The organism is Streptomyces sp. NPDC104309, assembly GCF_055584025.1.
This window is the reverse complement of sequence record NZ_JBVJMV010000059.1, coordinates 21,610-38,845: the sequence shown is the minus strand read 5'-3', so window position 1 is coordinate 38,845 and position 17,236 is coordinate 21,610. Positions and strand designations below refer to the sequence as shown.

Annotated in this window: 11 protein-coding genes, 1 tRNA gene and 1 riboswitch; of the genes, 6 read left to right on the top strand and 6 right to left on the bottom strand. The window is 67.3% G+C overall.

From position 1 onward, the window contains the following. Positions 1-98: 98 nt before the first annotated feature. The 4 genes from ACZ68L_RS41785 to ACZ68L_RS41770 all read right to left on the bottom strand — a co-directional run bounded on the left by ACZ68L_RS41785 (position 99) and on the right by ACZ68L_RS41770 (position 8,045). On the bottom strand, positions 99-956 hold the full coding sequence (locus tag ACZ68L_RS41785) for an alpha/beta hydrolase family protein (RefSeq protein WP_469588793.1): 858 nt from the start codon (positions 954-956) through the stop codon (positions 99-101). After that, positions 953-6,223 carry a caspase family protein gene (locus tag ACZ68L_RS41780; protein ID WP_469588792.1) on the bottom strand — a complete coding sequence of 1,757 codons (5,271 nt, stop codon included), beginning with the start codon at positions 6,221-6,223 and terminating at the stop codon, positions 953-955. The genes ACZ68L_RS41785 and ACZ68L_RS41780 overlap by 4 nt, the downstream gene beginning before the upstream one ends. Positions 6,224-6,812: 589 nt before the next feature. Next, entirely contained in the window at positions 6,813-6,998 is a 186-nt protein-coding gene (locus ACZ68L_RS41775) for a hypothetical protein (RefSeq protein ID WP_469588790.1), read from the bottom strand. Between the two features lie 168 nt (positions 6,999-7,166). Then, positions 7,167-8,045: a COG4705 family protein gene (locus tag ACZ68L_RS41770; RefSeq protein ID WP_469588787.1), complete on the bottom strand. Its 879-nt coding sequence runs from the start codon at positions 8,043-8,045 to the stop codon at positions 7,167-7,169. 282 nt (positions 8,046-8,327) lie between these two features. Between ACZ68L_RS41770 and ACZ68L_RS41765 the strand changes: the two genes are divergently transcribed. After that, positions 8,328-9,770: a penicillin-binding transpeptidase domain-containing protein gene (locus tag ACZ68L_RS41765; RefSeq protein WP_469588785.1), complete on the top strand. Its 1,443-nt coding sequence runs from the start codon at positions 8,328-8,330 to the stop codon at positions 9,768-9,770. 61 nt (positions 9,771-9,831) lie between these two features. On the opposite strand, the gene ACZ68L_RS41760 is transcribed toward ACZ68L_RS41765, so the two are convergent. Together ACZ68L_RS41760 and ACZ68L_RS41755 are read right to left on the bottom strand one after the other, a co-directional pair. Then, complete coding sequence (locus ACZ68L_RS41760; RefSeq protein ID WP_469588782.1) at positions 9,832-11,220, bottom strand: FAD-binding oxidoreductase; 1,389 nt, start codon at positions 11,218-11,220, stop codon at positions 9,832-9,834. Between the two features lie 252 nt (positions 11,221-11,472). Further along, positions 11,473-11,886 (bottom strand): SHOCT domain-containing protein, encoded by a 414-nt coding sequence (locus tag ACZ68L_RS41755; RefSeq protein ID WP_469588779.1) that lies wholly within the window; start codon positions 11,884-11,886, stop codon positions 11,473-11,475. A gap of 285 nt (positions 11,887-12,171) precedes the next feature. On the opposite strand from ACZ68L_RS41755, the gene ACZ68L_RS41750 reads away from it, so the two are divergent. The 5 genes from ACZ68L_RS41750 (at position 12,172) to ACZ68L_RS41730 (ending at position 17,055) form a co-directional block, all read left to right on the top strand. Then, positions 12,172-12,393 (top strand): hypothetical protein, encoded by a 222-nt coding sequence (locus ACZ68L_RS41750; RefSeq protein ID WP_469588776.1) that lies wholly within the window; start codon positions 12,172-12,174, stop codon positions 12,391-12,393. A 54-nt stretch (positions 12,394-12,447) separates the two neighbouring features. Beyond that, positions 12,448-13,647, top strand: a complete 1,200-nt coding sequence (locus tag ACZ68L_RS41745) for an SPFH domain-containing protein (protein ID WP_469588773.1) — start codon at positions 12,448-12,450, stop codon at positions 13,645-13,647. 115 nt (positions 13,648-13,762) lie between these two features. After that, positions 13,763-13,836 (top strand) — tRNA-Met (locus tag ACZ68L_RS41740). A gap of 261 nt (positions 13,837-14,097) precedes the next feature. Next, the gene (locus ACZ68L_RS41735) at positions 14,098-15,258 is read left to right on the top strand and encodes a PP2C family protein-serine/threonine phosphatase (RefSeq protein ID WP_469588770.1); all 1,161 of its coding nucleotides are present in this window, start codon (positions 14,098-14,100) and stop codon (positions 15,256-15,258) included. A 280-nt stretch (positions 15,259-15,538) separates the two neighbouring features. Continuing rightward, positions 15,539-15,691, top strand: a riboswitch (cyclic di-AMP (ydaO/yuaA leader). A gap of 152 nt (positions 15,692-15,843) precedes the next feature. Next, entirely contained in the window at positions 15,844-17,055 is a 1,212-nt protein-coding gene (locus ACZ68L_RS41730; RefSeq protein WP_469588799.1) for a M23 family metallopeptidase, read from the top strand. The last annotated feature ends 181 nt before the right edge of the window (positions 17,056-17,236 follow it).

Here is a 17,236-nt window from a genome sequence, read left to right as displayed (position 1 = left end):
CTCTGTGCTGGGCATAAGGGACGGTTCTCCTGTCGTGCCCTCTCAGGCTAACCCCGCAGAACGGGATGTCTCACCCAAGGCTGACAGAGAGGGGGGACCTAACCGCCGTCACGCAGAGCGTCGCCTATGGCCATGCCGGTCTCTCGGGCGGTGAGATATGGGCTTACATCGTGCGCTTTGGCGCCGTTGTGGACTAGAAGATCACGGATGCGGCCTCCGAAGGATGGCGCCAGTTTCTTGGTCAGGGCTACAACGTCTCCTGCGTCGGCGATGTTGGTCCAGCGCTTCACCGGTGCAGGCCATCTCGCGCAATCACCGGCAGGCAAAGGCGTAAGCCGCTCGAAGACGAGGTTACGGACGGCCAACGGGGACCCGAGAGTGATCAGGGTTAGGTCCGGCCAGTCCGAGTGGGCGCAAAGGGCCTCGTATGCGACCACCGTGCCGAGGGAGTGGGCGACGATTACCTCTGTGTCCCTGGTGACGAGACGGGCTAGCCGTTCCTGTATCGCAGTGCGCACTTGTGGCTCAGTGAAGTAGCGCCGCACTTGGCGAGCGCTGCCAATCATGGCGCGTTCACTGAGGCCAGAGAAGAACGAGGAGTGGCTGAGAGCGTCCAGGGCCCGCTGCGCCAGGAGGGGGGTACGCAATCGGGTTGCGGCACTGGGGCCAGCAACCCGCGCTTCCTGCTCGGCCGCTGACGTCCACCACTGGAGAAGCAGACTGCACTCAAGGCCCTCCTGCACGTCAAAGGCATCGAGCTCAGGCTGACCAAGCCCACGGTGTCCGGCGAGGCGGAACAAGTCTCCATAAAAGGCCATCGAGACTTCGTTGCGAGCCAGCCCCGCCCCACCCGCCAAGGCGACACCGTCGCTCAGCGCCGGGTACCAGTCGGCGAGGAGTGTCTCCGGGCCTTTGACCTGCTGGGCGATGCCGTGGACGAGAACGACGCGGGTCACGAGATACCCCGCTCGGGGATGAGGTTGAGTTGCAGTGCGATTACTCCCATGTCGGTTGCAACGCAAATCCGTCCGTCGCTATTTATCGCGATACCGCTGATGCCGCTGCCGATGTCGAGTTCAGAGATCCAGGACGAGGTAGTCATATCCCAGACTCGAATGAGTCCGTGACGGTCTGCCGCGACCAGGGTGGGCGAACCATTGACGGCTATGGCGCGGATCGCTCGAACCGTGGAGGGGAACGGCGCAAGATCGACGCCCATGTCCTCTGCGCTTGAGGCATCCCAGCACCGTATACGCCCGTCGCCTGCTCCGGAGATGACGACATCGCGCTTATCCCAGTGGGTAATTTCCAGGCCATAGGCACCCATCTTGTGGCCGCTGAGAGGATCGCCGAGTGGAATGCCGGCGCTCGGATCCCACAATCTCACGGTGCCGTCACTGGATGCGCTGGCCACAACCGGGGCACCTCCTATAATTCCCGACCGCAATGTATTCACGTTGTCGGTGTGACCTGACATCGGAGAGCATAGGGGAGCCTGGTTGCGTGGATTCCAGACTTCGAGCTTGAACTCTGTTGTAACAGAAACGATGGCAACCTCGCCGTCCTCCATTGGTAGCAGGCATGCACGCAAGGCGACCCCTGCACGCTTCCCGAGACGCCGGCGGGACGACAGGCTCCACACTTCTGATTCCATCCAACCGCTGCGCGCAAGCATGTTTTCGCCATTCAAATGAATGGCCATCGCGTCATATGTTGTGGGAATTGAGGATGTAAGGTGGGCTGCCACTTGGTGGCCCCTATTCAAATCATGGGTGCGCACCACGCCATCGACAGCGGTTGTGATTACATTAGCCCTGCCGTCATCGGTATCCAGGATGTCGACGGACACCAATTCGTGGGCCCGTTCTGCGGCGCACAATGGCTCCCCGATCGGACGCATAGCAGTAACGTCCCAGACCCTCACGTCGCGAAATGTCCCAATGACTGCCAATTGGGTTCCGTCGACCTGTGCGAGTAGAGGTGCTGGAACGTAGAGGCTCTGGGACGAATACGCAACCCGCGTGTGCCCCTCCATCGGAGCCCCCATTGGTTGGGCCGTTTTTAGGTCCCATACGCGAGTGGTCTCGTCGCGTGAAATCGTCACCAATACTGAGTTTCCTGCAATTCGGTCAAGTGTGCCAGTTAATACCATGGATGTGTGCCCGAGAAATGGCCCCCCTACCAAATCGCGGTTCATTATGTCGTGAACGTAGACCGTATTTCCTGCTTGGCTCGAAAGGATCACGGGCCGCAAGCCGCGAAATTCGACGCCAATGACCCGTGCCGAAGGGCTGAGGTCTTCCACGTTGAAATGTGTACGCGGTCCGGCGGGCCATACAGCACCGCATCCTGCTACCTCCCAGAGGTATGCGTGACCCAAGGATGTTGCCAGCAAAACCTCGAACCCGTGCGCGCCAGAACGTACGGTCAGGTGAGAGATGCCACCGATATGCCCCCCTAGGGGATGCCCAACCGGAGATCCAGATGTGACATCCCATATTCGTACCGTGCCGTCCTCACTGCCAGTGACTAGGACGGGTGCGCCATCTAGTTCTCCGAAGGCGACACACCGGACTGCGTTGGTATGCCCAAGGAGGGGGGACGCCAATGATGTCCCCCCGAATGGATCCCATAGCCGTACAGACGTGTCGGACCCGCCAGTCGCGACGATGGCGCGGCCGCCGAGAACACCTAGAGCGACTGCCGAGACTTCACCGAAATGACCTTCCATGGGGATGCCGACTTGTGTGCGCGTACGCAGATCCCAGAGCCTCGCAGTCGCGTCTTGCCCCCCCGTGACGACCAGGGGTCGGCCCTGGACCTCGCGTGAGGCCATGCAGCCGATAGCGCGGGTGTGGCCTTCGTCGGGTTGATCCGCAGTGAGGTCCCAAATGCGTGCCGTACGGTCCTGGCTGACTGTGACAGCGAGGAAGGCGCCTCCACGAGCGGAGAGAGCGGCTGCCCTTATGTATTCGACATGGCCGCGCAACGGATGAGCCAGTTGCTTAAGGGTCCGTAGATCCCATAACCGTGCTTCGTGCACTCCGCTGGTCAACGCGACTGGGCGCCCCTCGAACTCGCCCGTTACGGCGGAGGCGACCCCGCTCATATTCCAGTAGACGTGCGCCACGACAGGTTCACCGATCTGCCTACGGTCGGCTAGGTCCCATCGACTGAGCATTCCTGCCGCGTCCCCGACCAGTGCTACAGCGCGGCCGTCGAGCTGTGCCACAGAGACTGCGGTCACCGAGTCAGCAGGGCCAATGAGTGGACTCCCATCGAGGCGCGCGTCTCCACCGTCGAACACATCACGCAAGTCCCAGATATAGACGGCCTTGTCCTCGCCCCCTGTAATGGCCACCGGCCGCCCATCCAGTTGACCTAGATCGGCGTCTCGGACGGTACGTTTGTGAGCAGCGAGCTCTGTACCGAGTTGCCGTCTTTCGATCAGATCCCAGATGCGTGCTGTGCCGTCCGCGCTGGCTGTCAAGACCACGGGCTGCCCGTGAATGGCGCCCACCGTGATGCTCTCAACCCGGTTGGTGTGTCCGGTGAGAGCGCGCCCGTACTCCTGGCCGGCCGAGAGGTCCCAAATCCTTACAGTCCCGTCGACTGCTCCGGTGAGGGCTACCGTGTAGTCGCCCAACTCTCCAATCGCAACCGCGCTCACTGATATGCCGACACGCAACGGATCACCGATCTGCCGTTGTGAGCCGAGGTCCCATACAAGGACAGTCTCGTCAGCGCTGCCAGTCACGGCGATGGGACGGCCGTCGAGTGCCCCAACCGCGACGCATTCGGCAGTCTTGGTATGGCCGTGAAGTAGCCGGTGCACTCCACTGGTCGACCACCAAGCCCAACGGGCAGACCATGGGAGGGCGACCCCGAGTTCGTCGATGCGGTCGGCGAGCTCGTTGGCCTCACAGCGGCGAGCTGACAGTTGCAGATCAGCGGCCCGTTCACCCGCAGCGTGATCGCTCGTCAGACGGTGCGCGACTTGCTCGTAGGAGCTGCGGACCCGTCTGGCGCTATCGCCCTCGATGGAGACGAACGCCCTTAAGAGTGCGAGCGGTTCGCTGGCGAGCAGGAATCCCGGGTCCTCGATGAGCGGGGCGAGGCGCCCTGCCGCAGCTGCATGCGTAGATAGGTGCTGCCGGACATATGGGACAGCGCCGAACCAATCTGGATTGCCTCCGGCGGCGACGGGGACGAGGGAGCGGAGCGCTTCGACGACAGACCGTTGGATCTCCTCGGGGGACCGGTCGGCCGTCGCGCGCAAGTGCTCGGCCAGTGCCTTGTGATAGAGCCGGTAGACCGAACGTCGGTCATCGTCGATGACTTCTGCGATATACGCCTCGGCGACGTCCAAGACCCAAGAGACGTCTTCCTCCGAGCAGTGCACGCCAGCGATCACCGTACTCATCGCCGTCCAGGTCCGGCCCCGAGGTAACCCCTTACCCTCCGAAAACGCGAGGGCAATCAGCATTCGGCGAACCCGTGGCTCATCGGGCCCGAAACGGGCAAGGTAGTCGTCGAAGGCTTCGCCGACCTCGCTCGGGAGTTGTTCAGCCCAGCCAGATCGGCTGATGTCCACCGGTGTCTCGTCCGACCGCAGGGTGCGCGCCGTCGTCCTAGCGTAGAGATATACGCCAGCAGCCTTCTCGGCGACGCCCCGGGCGACAGCCCGAGCGAGCTCGCGTAGACCGCGGTATGGAGTACGCACTTCGGCCTCCTCGCTCGCCAGGAGGACGCGAGTGACGTAGCCAGTGACATCGTCGACGCTCGCGCGGTATTGGGGCTGATCCAGGTCCATGCAGACAAATGTGGGACCCAGGGGTCCGACCAACTCGTGGCGCGTTCCGACTAGGAGTCGCACGCCCTGAATCTCCGACATGGGCCGGAGAAGTTCCCGGGTGATTCGGCGGGGCTCGCCGTGACCGCCGGCATCTGCTGCGGTGTCCGAGCCGGCTTCGTCCACCGCATCGACAACAATGACCAGAGGCGGTCCCTGGCGCCCTTTCCTGGTGAGTTCCTGCAGCAGTGCGGCGGCACCGTCTGCTTCGACATCGAGGGCGGTGGCGAGCCTTTCCACCACCTCTTCGAGCCGTTTGTGGCGGGCATGCACGGCAGCCGTGACGCACCCAGCAGGCACCACGGCCACGGGGTCGACGTCAGCAACGTCGAGGCGGTCTCGGTAGCGACTGTCCGACAATGCAACAACCCTGCCCAGGACGGCGGACTTGCCGCAGCCAGGACTACCCGTTACGACTCTGCCTCTGCCATCTCCGTCGTCAGCGGTCAGCCAAGCCACCAGCTCGGACAGCACTCGGCCTCGACCACTGAAGTACAGGCCCTGCTCCGACTCGAACTCCACACCGCGCGAGCGCGGACCAAAGTGCTCCGTCAGGTCTCTTGCGGCGACCCGACGCTGTACCTCCAGGTCGGTACCGATCGGCGGCAGTTCATCCGTGTACCCGCTATTCGGCAGGAACGGCGCCAGCCCGGTCACGAGTCCACAGGCCAATTCGGCTCGCTGGCCCAACCTATCCGCGTCGAAGCGCTCGTTGACCGCCTTGACTAGTTCCGTGAGGTCGAGATACTGCTGCCGCTGGCCAGTGCGTCCTGTCGTCGTCTCCACGGCTTCGGTCAAGGCGGCTACGAACGCTCCGTCCTCGGCAACGTCCTTCCTGCGGGCGGACGCAAGAAACCACAAGCCCGTCGAGTCAGCGTCCGTGTTCCGATAGGCGATGGTCCGCAGCGCGATTGCCGAGGCTTCAGCCCCCCCGGCGCTACCGGCGCAAGTGTCGAGAATCAGCAGGAGGTGGCGGAGGTTGCCCCTGCATAAGATGCGGACTAGATCCTCGGTGGCCAATGCTGTGGTCGCGAGGTCTCCATCACGTGAGTCCCAGCAGAGTAGATAATGCCGGTCGCGCTCTTCTACTGAGCCGTGGCCGGCGAAGTACAAGACCACCACATCATCGCTGGTGAGGGCAGTGTCCTCCGACCAGTGCGACAACTTTTGCCGGACTTGCTCCGCCCCGTCGTAGTCGCCGAGCCCAGGCAGCACGGGTTCATACCCAAACCCGGTGAAAAGCTGTCTCGTTGCGCGAACGTCGGTAGGTACGGAGCGTAACTGCTCGTCCTCGGGTAGGTGGCGGTACCGTCCGCTCCCCAGCGCTATGAAGAATCGCCTACCCACGCCACCCCCCACCACGAAATTCACACGCTTGCGAAGACTGTAGCGATGAGATTGCTTGCTGTACTCGCCAAGTCGAACACTGACCAGACTTGTCAGCGCAGTGGCCGTGTCATCGTCCAGGGCAAAGAGCCAGACGGCTGGGCGGTTACGGGCCGTCTTCGGAGCAGAGGATCCCGCCACGGCTGACGCCATCCGCGCACGTCACCACCTAGTCTCGTGCGTCGGCGTTTCGCAGGCATCTCAGTGCCGGTCACCTACCGCTTCACCGTGGACAACTGGAAGCTGTGTGCGTGAGCGATGCGTGAGCGGACGTGCTGGGATGACGCAATCAGATCTGGACTGGACGTCAAGCAACATCTCTCTGAACAGGCCGTTCTGAACGAGAGGGGTATACGGCGGAAGTGCCGGCAGGACCCAGCCGGGACTTTTAATCCGTTGGTTGTGGGTTCGAGTCCCACACGGCCTACGTCTCAGCCCCAGGTCAGAGTGCGTTTGATCTGGGGCTGTTCGCGTACCTGACGGTTCGGGGATCGTTGGCCGGCCGGTGCTCGGCCCAGTGCGAACGACCGCGCCACGGCTCAGGACGTCACGGAGACGGTGGGCGGAGACGGGCTCAGCCCCTCTTGAGCAGAGCCAGAAATATCCAGGCCATCAGAACGACCACCGCCGCGGTCAAAGCCGCAGCACCCAGCACCACCGCGGCGAACATGCCTCGCAGGGCAGTAGCCGCACGACGCTCGCCATCTGCGGCCAATGCCTCGTACTGGCTGTCGTCGTACCAGCCTTCGCGGTCGCTCACTGCACCCCCGTGTGAAGGCTACCCAGTGCGGCAACCCGGCAGGAAGGCTGTCGCCACCGGTGGTGCCGGACACGGGGAGGGCAGTCACGCAGCGCGATGCCCACCTCCCCGGGAGCGGCCCTCACACGGTGGCAGGGCATGACCGGGCAGTCGGTGAGCGTGGTGTCCTTACGACAGTTGGGCGTGGCGCTCGCCGGGTGAGGTGGCCTTCCTGCGCTCCCGCAGATGGGCGTGGGCCATGAGGCCGAGGAGGGCGATCAGGAGTACCGCCGAGGAGCCCGGAGTGCCGAGGTCCAGACCGCCCTTGGCGGTCGGCTTGGTGAGGAAGTCGCCGGCGGTGGCCCCCAGGGGGCGGGTGAGGACGAAGGCGATCCAGAACAGCGCGACGTTGGGGACGGCCGGTACCCGCATCAGGGCGGCGAGTGCGGCCAGGAGCGCTGTGACGAGCAGGGCGCCGCCGGCGTAGCCGAGGCCGGAGCTGTCGGAGAGGAAGTCGCCCATGGAGGTGCCGAGGGTGTTCGACACCAGGATCGCGGACCAGAAGAGGGCTTCGCCACGGAAGGTGACGATGTCGCGGATGGCGAAGGTCTGCCCGGTGAGTTTCCAGGCGATGAAGACGGCGATCAGCAGGGAGACGAGAATCGCGGCGCCCGCGGGGTATCCCAGGCCCAGGCCCTGGGGGCCCCATCCCAGCGAGGTCGTGCCCGCTGCGAGGTATTCGGCGCCCGCGTCGCGGTTCATGAAGTCCGACATGGTGGTGCCGGCCATGCTCGTGGACAGGATGACGGTCCAGTAGAAGAACGGGTTGTAGCGCTTGGACCGCAGTTGCACCACCAGCGTCACCACGAAGACCAGGAACAACGCGATGGTGGTGAGGAAGTAGCCCAGTCGCAGCGTCTGGGAGAAGAGATCGCCGGCCGTCTCTCCGAGGGTGGTGGCGGCGATCTTCATGATCCAGAAGGCCAGGGTGACCTCGGGGAGTTTCTTCATCACATACGGGCGCTCACGGGTGGCATCCACCGCGGTGAGGAATTCCGGCTGTCCCAAAGCGCACTCCTGGTCGACCGTCCGGCACTGCACCGCTCGGGCGGTGGGCGACCGGTTGTTGTATGGCGGCGGCGAACGGAGTCGGGCATATTGCTCGCACTCCGGCCGCCCCTGTGCGCCGGCCTCTTGCCGAGCCTCCGCCGTCCACGCGTTCACGCAACGTAGACCGTCTACAGCGGCGTAGACGGAACGACACCCCCTGTGGGTGCCACGCCGCTCACGGGGAGCGGGCGTTCTGGCCCGGTCGACCGGTGCTCTCTCTAGGCTGAGGGAGTGATCATCATGTCCTCGCCAAGCAGCCGCCTTGTCGCCCGCGCCGCCCTTCTCGCCCTGCTCGTGGTTCCTGTCTGGGGCTGCTCGGCCGGGACGGAACCCGGTCCGCCGGGGGGATCCGGTGGAGGGAAGCCCTCGCCGTCCTTGACGACGGGTGTGGGGCGCGAAGGGCTGGGCGACATCTTCGTCGGCGGACGGGCCGTCACCGGGTCGAAGCCGTCCGGGAACGCGAAGGTTCCGTATCGGCGCACATACGTGCACGGTGAGCTGTACTCGGCCGTCACGGGGTACCGGTCCATGGCCTTCTCGTACATGGGCCTGGAGGGGGTGTACGACGGTGTGCTGACGGGTCGCCCGGGTGACGGCGAGTCAGGCGCCGGCGATGTGATGACCACGATCGATCCGGATGTGCAGAGGGCGGCCGGTGACGGGCTGCGCGGCCACAAGGGCGCCGCTGTCGCCATGGACGCCGAGAACGGGCACCTTCTGGCTCTGGTGAGTGCGCCCTCGTACGATCCGTCGTCGTTCGCAGGCAACACCACGGCGGACGCCGAGGCATGGCAGCGGCTGACGGGTGATCAGGACAAGCCGTTGCTCAACCGGGCACTTCGCGAGGCCGTGGCACCGGACGAGACGTTCGAGGTCGTCGTGGCTGCCGCCGCCCTTGAGCGGGGCGTGTACGCGTCGGTGGACGAGAGCACCCGCAGCCCGCTCCCGTACGCCCTGCCCGGGAGCGGCACGGAGTTGCCGAGCGACCCCGCCCGTTGCCGGAATGCCTCCATCCGGACCGCTCTGCGGTACTCGTGCCGCAATGTCTTCATGGCCATGGCCGTCGAGGTGGGGCAGCCCCGTCTCGTGTCGACGGCGAAGGCCTTCGGCTTCAACGACGACGCGCTGCTCGTCCCCGTACGGGTGGGGAGGAGCGACTGCCCCGAGGGGGACGTGAGCGAGAGGGACGCGGCGCTCATCGGCACCGGACGAGGTGGTGTCACCGCCACGCCGGTCCAGATGGCCAGGGTCATGGCCGTGATCGCCAATGGCGGGAAGCGCGTCGATCCCCAACTGGTCTCGAAGGTGGTCCGTGCCGACGGGCGTGTGGAGAAGCCGCGGCGTGCCGCCGGCGCACATGCCGGCCGGGTCATCGGGCGGAGGACGGCCGAGCAGTTGCAGTCGGCCCTGAAGACGTCGGCATCCGGTGCGGTGGACGAGCGTGGTGGTGCGCCGGGCGCGATGATCGGCGGCAGGACCGGATGGGTTCCGCCCGCGCGTTCGTACGGGGACGAATCGAGCGCCTGGTTCATTTCGTACGCCCGCTCGGGGCAGGGAAGGCTGGTCGCGTTCGCTGTTCATGTCGGAGATTCCGCCGACCGGGTCGACGAGGCCGATGGTGCGCGACCGGCTGTCCGTGTCGCGGAGAGGATGAGCGGGGCTGCGGCGGCCACGAGAGGCTGACGGCTGTTCCCGACGGGCGGCCCCCGGTACCCGGTACGCAGGGCGAGGGAAGGCGGACGCGTCAGGCCGCCGGCTCGATGTTCTGGTTGGCGTGGAAGAAGTTGTGCGGGTCGTAGGCGCGCTTGACGGCCGCCAGGCGGTCGTAGTGGTCGCGGTAGGTGGCGCGCACCCGGTCCTGGGTCTCGCCCGCGCCGATGAAGTTCACGTACGTACCGCCCATCGAGTGCGGGTGGAGCTCCTCCCAGTAGTCGACGCACCACTGCCTGAGTGTCTCGGCGTTGTCCGGGTCCGGGTCGATGCCCGCGATGACGCCGGACCAGACCGCGTCCCGGTAGGCCCAGGCCGTGTCGTCGGGGCCCGGCCGGTGCGCGGCGCCGTCCACCGGGTAGAGGTGCGTGGTCGACAGGCCGGTGGGGAGGTTCTCGGCGTACTTGGCGTGGACGGCGATGGCGTCGTCGGTGATCCGGTCGAAGAAGTTGCCGCGCCAGTACCACTGCAGGCCGGACGGAAGCAGCTCGTCGAACAGGGACTGCAGGGCGGGGTAAGGCATCGGCGCCATGAAATGGAATGCGGGCGGGCCGGGGTCAGCCACGGGCCTCAGGGTCGCTTCGAGGAGGTCGGGGGCGCCCGTCCAGCACCACACGACACCGCACACCTTCTGGCCGTGGATCTCCTCGGGGAAGGGCGGAGCGGGCGGCACGGTGAGCGCGGCGAAGAAGCCGTTCAGGTTCTCGGTGGCCGCCGGCAGGAAGTCGCGGTACCAGCGCAGTACGTCGGGGGTCCGGTCGACCGGCCAGACGGTGATGGCGACGCCCACGGTGTCCACCGGGTGCATCCGGAATGTGAAGGAGGTGACGATGCCGAAGTTCCCGCCCCCGCCGCGCAGCGCCCAGAACAGGTCGGGGTGGGCGGTGGGGCTCGTCGTCACCGCGGTGCCGTCGGCCAGGACCACGTCCGCGGTCAGCAGGTTGTCGACCGTCAGCCCGTATCTGCGGGTGAGGTGGCCGTGGCCGCCGCCCAGCGTGAGGCCGCCGACGCCGGTGTTCGACAGGATTCCGGTGGGGGTGGCCAGACCGAAGGCGTGGGCGGCGTGGTCGAGGTCGCCGAGCGTGGCGCCGCCGCCGACCGTGGCCCTTCGCCCGCCGGGGTCGATGTGCGCCCAGCGCATGGGCGACAGGTCGATGGTGACTCCGTCGTCCACCAGGCACAGGCCGGCGCCGCTGTGTCCGCCGCCGCGGACCGCGACCACGAGACCCTCGTCCCGGACGAAATCGACCGCGGCCATGACGTCCGCCGCGTCGCCGCATCGCACCACGGCCGCCGGACGTCTGTCGATCATGGCGTTGTAGATCGTGCGGGCCGTCCGGTACTCCGGGTCCCGCGGAGCGATGACGGGTCCGCGTAGCGCGGCCCGCATCGCGTCCAGGGTGTCGAGCGCGGTGCCGTTCATGGTCCGGCCATCTCCCTGCTCACCTGGATGCGGACCGCTGCCCCGCCCCATACCCCGTCCGAGCCCCCGTCGGGCCGTCGGAGTGCGTGGGGGCGTGCACCGGGTGCTCCGGCGCCGCGGGACCCCCGGGCGCCGGGGGCGGGAGCGGCCGCCGTGGGCTGATGTCTCAAGCCTCCCCGCGGTCCGGGGGCCGTGCCAGTCCGCCGGACCGGGGGGAGCGAGACATGCGCGTCACGGACGGGGCGGCCGCGCTCAGACGAGGAGCTTCGTCTTGGCCCGCTGGTACTCCTCGTCCGTGATGGCGCCCCGGTCCTTGAGCTCGGCGAGCTTCGCCAGGTCGTCGACGTGCTTGCCCTCCTTGGGGGCGTGCGCCTCGGAGGTGCCGGCGGCGGCCTCCCGTACGTACGCCTTGAAGGACGCCTCCCGCTCCTGCGCCTCCTTGATGTCCCGCTTCCCCATGGATTTGCCGCGCACGATCACGTACACAAGGACGCCCAGGTACGGCAGCAGCAGGGCCACGATCAGCCAGCCCGCCTTGCCCCAGCCGCCGAGGTCGTCGCTGCGGAAGATGTCGGCGATGACCTTGAAGAGCAGGAACAGCCACATGATCCAGAGGAAGAACCAGAGCATGGTCCAGAAGAGATTGAGCAGGGGGTAGTTGTCCACGGCCGGCTCCCCTATCACCGCGAGTCATCGCGCTCGACTGACTGAATGGTAAATCAGTCATATCACCCCATATTCACCCTCGCTCGTTGTCGTTCGAGACCCTGCTCGGGGGCCGGGTGCGGAGTACCGTGGAAGCGTCGAGGGAGGCTCCGGCCTCCAGGAGGCGGGGTCGCCTCGTGGTCATGAAGCGGCTTGAGAAGCGGCGTGAACGGCGTGAGCAGCGACGCGGAGAGCGGCGCGAGCGGCGGTGTGAGCAGGCGCACGCAGGGACGCTCGCGAGGGCGCATGAACAGGGCGGATGAGTCCGCCCGGAGCCCGGTCGGGGCGATCGGCCGTGTCACCGTGCCGATCCCGCCCGGCGGTCCGGGCGAAGTGCTGGTGGCCGTACGGGGCGGGTCGGAGGCCTACACCGCATGGTCGACGACGTCGATCGACAGGGACGTGCGCGTCATTGTCGTCGACTCGGTCTCGGCGCGGGGCGTGATCGTGGAGCGCCTGCCGCCCTGAGCCGGAGCAGGGGAGTACCCACGTCGAGCAGTGAGATACGGCAGGAGTCTTCCGATGTTCTTCTGGCATGTTCCCGCCCCCAACGAGGCGATGCTCATATCCGGTTCCAAGGGGCAGACCCTGGACACCCAGTTCCGGATCGTCACCGGCCACGGCAGTTTCGTGCTCCCGGTCAAACAGAAGGCGCGCATGCTCTCCCTGGCGCTGCGCGAGGCGGAGATCACCGAGGACTGTGTGACCCAGCAGGGCATCCGCCTCAACGTCCGGGCCGTCGCGGTCTTCAAGGTCGGCGACGACGCCGTGTCCATCGCCAACGCGGCACGCCGATTCCTGACGGAGCAGGAGCAGATGGAGGAGCTCGTCGGCCGGATCTTCGCCGGACACCTGCGCTCCATCGTCGGCGGACTGACCGTGGAGCAGATCATCCGCGAGCGCAACCGCGTCTCGCAGGAGGTCATCGCGGGCAGCCACGGCGAGATGGAGAAGCTCGGCATCGTGGTGGACGCCCTCCAGATCCAGGAGATCGACGACGCCACCGGCTACATCAAGAACCTCGCCGCCCCGCACGCCGCCGCGGTCGCCAGCCAGGCCCGGATCGCCGAGGCCAAGGCCGACCAGGAAGCCAGTCAGCGCGAGCAGCAGGCCGCCGCGCTCAAGGCGGAGTACGAACGCGACACCGCGATCAAGCGGGCGGGCTTCCTCGCCGAGACCGAGCAGTACAACGCCCGCGCCGCGCAGGCCGGGCCGCTCGCGCAGGCCCAGGCCTCGCACGAGGTCATCGAGGAGCAGACCGCGCTGGCCGAACGGCAGGCCGCGCTCGCCGCGCAACGGCTCGAAGCGGAGGTCCGACGTCCGGCGGATGCCGAGGCGTACCGTCAGCGCACCCTCGCGGAAGCGGCCCGTGACCGGGCGAAGTTCGAGGCCGACGGCAACGCGTACACCGAACGGACCATCGCCCAGGCCCAGGCCGACGCCAACACCGTGCGCGCCACCTCGCTGCGCGACGGCAACCAGGAACTCATCGCGGCCAACCGCGTCGTGGAGAACCTGCCGGCGCTGGCCGACGCGGCGGCGCGTGGCATGTCGGGGGCCGACCTCACCGTTCTCAACGGCACCAACGGTGTCAACGAGATGGCTGCGGGCGTGGTCGGCCAGGGGCTGGCGATCCTCCATTCGCTGCAGCGCGGCGCGAGCCCGATGAAGTCACCGGCGGTCGAGGGGAAGGCCGCTCCCCGTATCGCCGAGACGAACTGATCTCCGTATCACCGGGACGAACTGATCTTTGGGGTCGGATCGGAGGGGCGGGACGCGGGAGATTCCCCATGTGGTCATGAGCGCGCCGGACATGCAGTAGAGTTGTGTTCATCGACGCGGGGTGGAGCAGCTCGGTAGCTCGCTGGGCTCATAACCCAGAGGTCGCAGGTTCAAATCCTGTCCCCGCTACTGAAGATTCAGGCCCGGCACGCATGCAGCGTGCCGGGCCTGAATCATTTCCCCACGTGGTTGTCCGGGGCGCCGTCCACGTCACCGTCCGGGGCGCCGCCGGTTCCCGGTCAGCGGTCTCCGGGCCGGGTGCGTGTGAGCTGGACCACGCGCTTACCCCCATTGGTCGATGAGGAGTCGCCGCGCGACTTCGCTCAGGTGAGCCTGGGGTGGGGCGCGGTACCGTCCGCAGCCGTGCGCGTACCGGGCAGGAGACCACAGGTGTGGAAGCGGCTGAAGCGGCGCGGCAGACATACCAGGGGCGGTGTCCGTACCCGGCGGTTCGTCCGCGCGCTGCCCGCCCTGATGATCCTCGGCGGGCTGGCGTTCGACGCCCTCACCCCGCCGACCTTCACCGCCATTCCGCTGTTCGTGGCCGCGCCGCTGATCGCCGCGCCGTTCTTCTCGCTGCCCAGCACCATCCTCACCGCCGTCGCCTCGATCCTGGCCATCGTCGCGCTGCGGCTGTACAGCAACACGCTGCCGCAGGTCGTGCCGTTGATCGAGCTGCTCACCCTGGCCACCGTGTCGGTCCTCGCGGTCGTCATCAACGGGGTCGTGCGGCGCGGCAACGAGCAGCTGGCCTCCGCGCGGGTCATCGCGGAGACCGCCATGCGGGCGGTGCTGCCCAAACCGTCCGACCGGATCGGCGGGCTGCATGTGGCGGCGCGGTACGAGGCGGCGCAGGCGGACGAGTTCGTCGGCGGCGACCTGTTCGCCGTGGCGGACACCCCGCACGGGGTGCGGCTGGTGGTCGGGGACGTACGGGGGAAGGGGCTCGACGCCGTGGAGTCGGTGGCGGTGATCATCGGCGCGTTCCGGGAGGCGGCCGAGCAGGAGCGTTCGCTGGAGGGCGTGGCACAGCGGCTGGAGCGGGCGCTGGCGCGAGAGGGAACGGGGCGGGGCGGGCTGGACGCGGTCGAGGGCTTCATCACCGCCGTACTGGCCGAGATCCCGTCCGGGCTGTCGCGGGTACGGATCGTCAACCGCGGCCACCCCGAGCCGATCCTGCTGCATCCGGACGGGGCGCTGGATGTGCTGGGACCGTCGGTGCCCGCGCTGCCGCTCGGGATGGATCTGGGGGTGTGGCCCGACCGGGCGGACGAATGGGATCTGCCGGCGGGGACGACCCTGCTCCTCTACACCGATGGTCTCTCCGAAGCGCGGAACGCCGACGGGGTCTTCTACGATCCGGCTGCGCGGCTGCGCGGGCGGATCTTTCCGGGGCCCGAGGAACTGCTGTCCGCCCTGACCGACGACGTACGGCGGCACACGGGCGGCGAGACGACCGACGACATGGCACTGCTCGCGGTCGTACGTCCCGCGGAGGGGCAGCCGCACCGGCGCAGGACCGTGAAGATCGTGGGTCTGGACACGATGTGACGGATGGGGCGGGTGCGTGGTGCGGACCCGGCGGAGCCTCGGGTACGGCGTGCCACCGTCCGTAACCGAAGCGCGTCGCTCCGCATAACATTTGACGCAACGTCAGAATCCGGGTAATGACTGAGGGTCGATCAACTCATCCGATTCCACCCGGGTATGTCCCGTAAAGTCCAGGCCAAAGCCGTGAACGATCAGTGGGAACAGCTTGGAATCGGGCCCGGGTGTCTATTAACGTTCGATAACGCAGCGCGGTCGTCCCAGCCGTCGTCAGTGGCGGCACCGTGCGCGAGCGCCGAATTCCGCAAGGGAACCGGGGAACCACCTACATGGGGTGAATCGGACACCTGTGTCTCGTGAGAGGCAGAGGCGCCCGTAGGAGACCTTCCTGCTCCGAACCCGTCAGCTAACCCGGTAGGCGAGAAGGAAGGAAAGGAGTGCGCCCCCGTGGCGTCCAACAAGCCTGCCCCCGAGGCCCCCGCGCGGTTCACCTCAGACTTCGGCCCGGGTGTCGACTTCGGCTCCGGTTCCGGTTCTGACCACGGCTACGGCTCCGGTCACGGCCCGGGTTTCGCCTCCCACACCGGACTGGGCCCCGACACCGGCTACGGCCCCGGTTTCGCGTCCAACGCCGGTTTCGTCTCCGACGCCGGTTACGGAACCGCCGGGACGGGAACGGCGTTCGGCACCGGCTACGGCACCGAGCCGGGCGGCGACTTCGCCGGTGGGTCCGGTGAGTTCGGATCCGGTGAGGCCGGTGGCTCCGGCGACTCGGCGGAGCTCCGCGGGGAATTCCGCGCCGACGGCGACGGTGAGCCCGAACGAAGCCGGGACGAGTGGAACCCCACCGAGGAGTCCGTCCGCCCCGTGCGCGGCAAGCACCGCGTCGCCAAGCAGCGCAACGGACTTGCCCGTAGCTCCACCGTGCTCGGGGTCGGCGTCATCGCGGCAGTCGGTGCGGGCGGCATGGCCACCGCGCAGAGCAAGCCTGCGGTCTCCATCTCCCTTCCCGATTCCATCGCGGACAACCTGCCCGACGCCAAGTCCCTTCCCGGCGTGGGTTCCCTGTTCTCCGGCGAGTCCGAAGCCGACAAGGCAGAGGCCGTCGCCGCGTCGGCGCCGCTCACCACCGCCGGCATCACCACCACCGAGGCCCAGCAGGGCACGACGGACGCGGGCGAGGCGCTCCGCGCCCGTATCCTCCAGCAGGCCGAGCAGCAGCAGGATGCCGCCGACGCCGAGGCCAGGGCCGCCCAGGAGAAGGCGGCCGCGGAGAAGGCCGCCGCCGAGGCCAAGAAGCAGCAGGACGCGGCCGAGGCCAAGGTCGCCGCCGAGAAGAAGAAGGCGGAGGAAGAGGCCAAGAAGAAGGCGGAGGCCCTGCGGCTCGCCAAGCTCGCCGCCAGCTACGCCATCCCGACCACCTCGTACACGATCACCTCGACCTTCGGCGAGGCCGGCTCGATGTGGTCCTCCGGCTACCACACGGGCCTCGACTTCGCGGCGCCGACGGGTACCCCGATCAAGGCCATACACGGCGGCACCATCAAGTCGGCCGGCTGGTCCGGTTCGTACGGCTACCGCACGGTGCTGGAGCTCGAAGACGGTACGGAGCTGTGGTTCTGCCACCAGTCCTCGATCGGTGTCACCGTCGGCCAGAAGGTCACCACCGGTGAGACCATCGGCCGGGTCGGCGCGACCGGCAACGTGACGGGCCCGCACCTCCACCTGGAGGTCCACACCCCGGCCGGTACGGGTATCGACCCGATGACCTGGCTGCGAGACAAGGGCCTCAACCCCTGATCGGCCGGCCGCCTCGCGGCCCGCGTGATCCGAGCCGGTTCGCCGGCCGCTGAACCCCGGCAGCCCTGACGCTCTCCCCCCGACGTCAGGGCTGCCGGTCTGTCGGCACGGTCGCTCCGGCCGGGAGTGCGGGCCGGACGGATCGGTGGGCCCACGGGCTGGTGGGGACTGCGGGCCGGGC

What these genes read in the sequence shown, in the direction of transcription:
- ACZ68L_RS41765 (WP_469588785.1), top strand. Translation starts at nt 8,328, where the DNA reads ATGTCCTCGCCAAGCAGCCGCCTTGTCGCCCGCGCCGCCCTTCTCGCC.
- ACZ68L_RS41760 (WP_469588782.1), bottom strand. Translation starts at nt 11,220, where the DNA reads ATGAACGGCACCGCGCTCGACACCCTGGACGCGATGCGGGCCGCGCTA.
- ACZ68L_RS41750 (WP_469588776.1), top strand. Translation starts at nt 12,172, where the DNA reads ATGAACAGGGCGGATGAGTCCGCCCGGAGCCCGGTCGGGGCGATCGGC.
- ACZ68L_RS41745 (WP_469588773.1), top strand. Translation starts at nt 12,448, where the DNA reads ATGTTCTTCTGGCATGTTCCCGCCCCCAACGAGGCGATGCTCATATCC.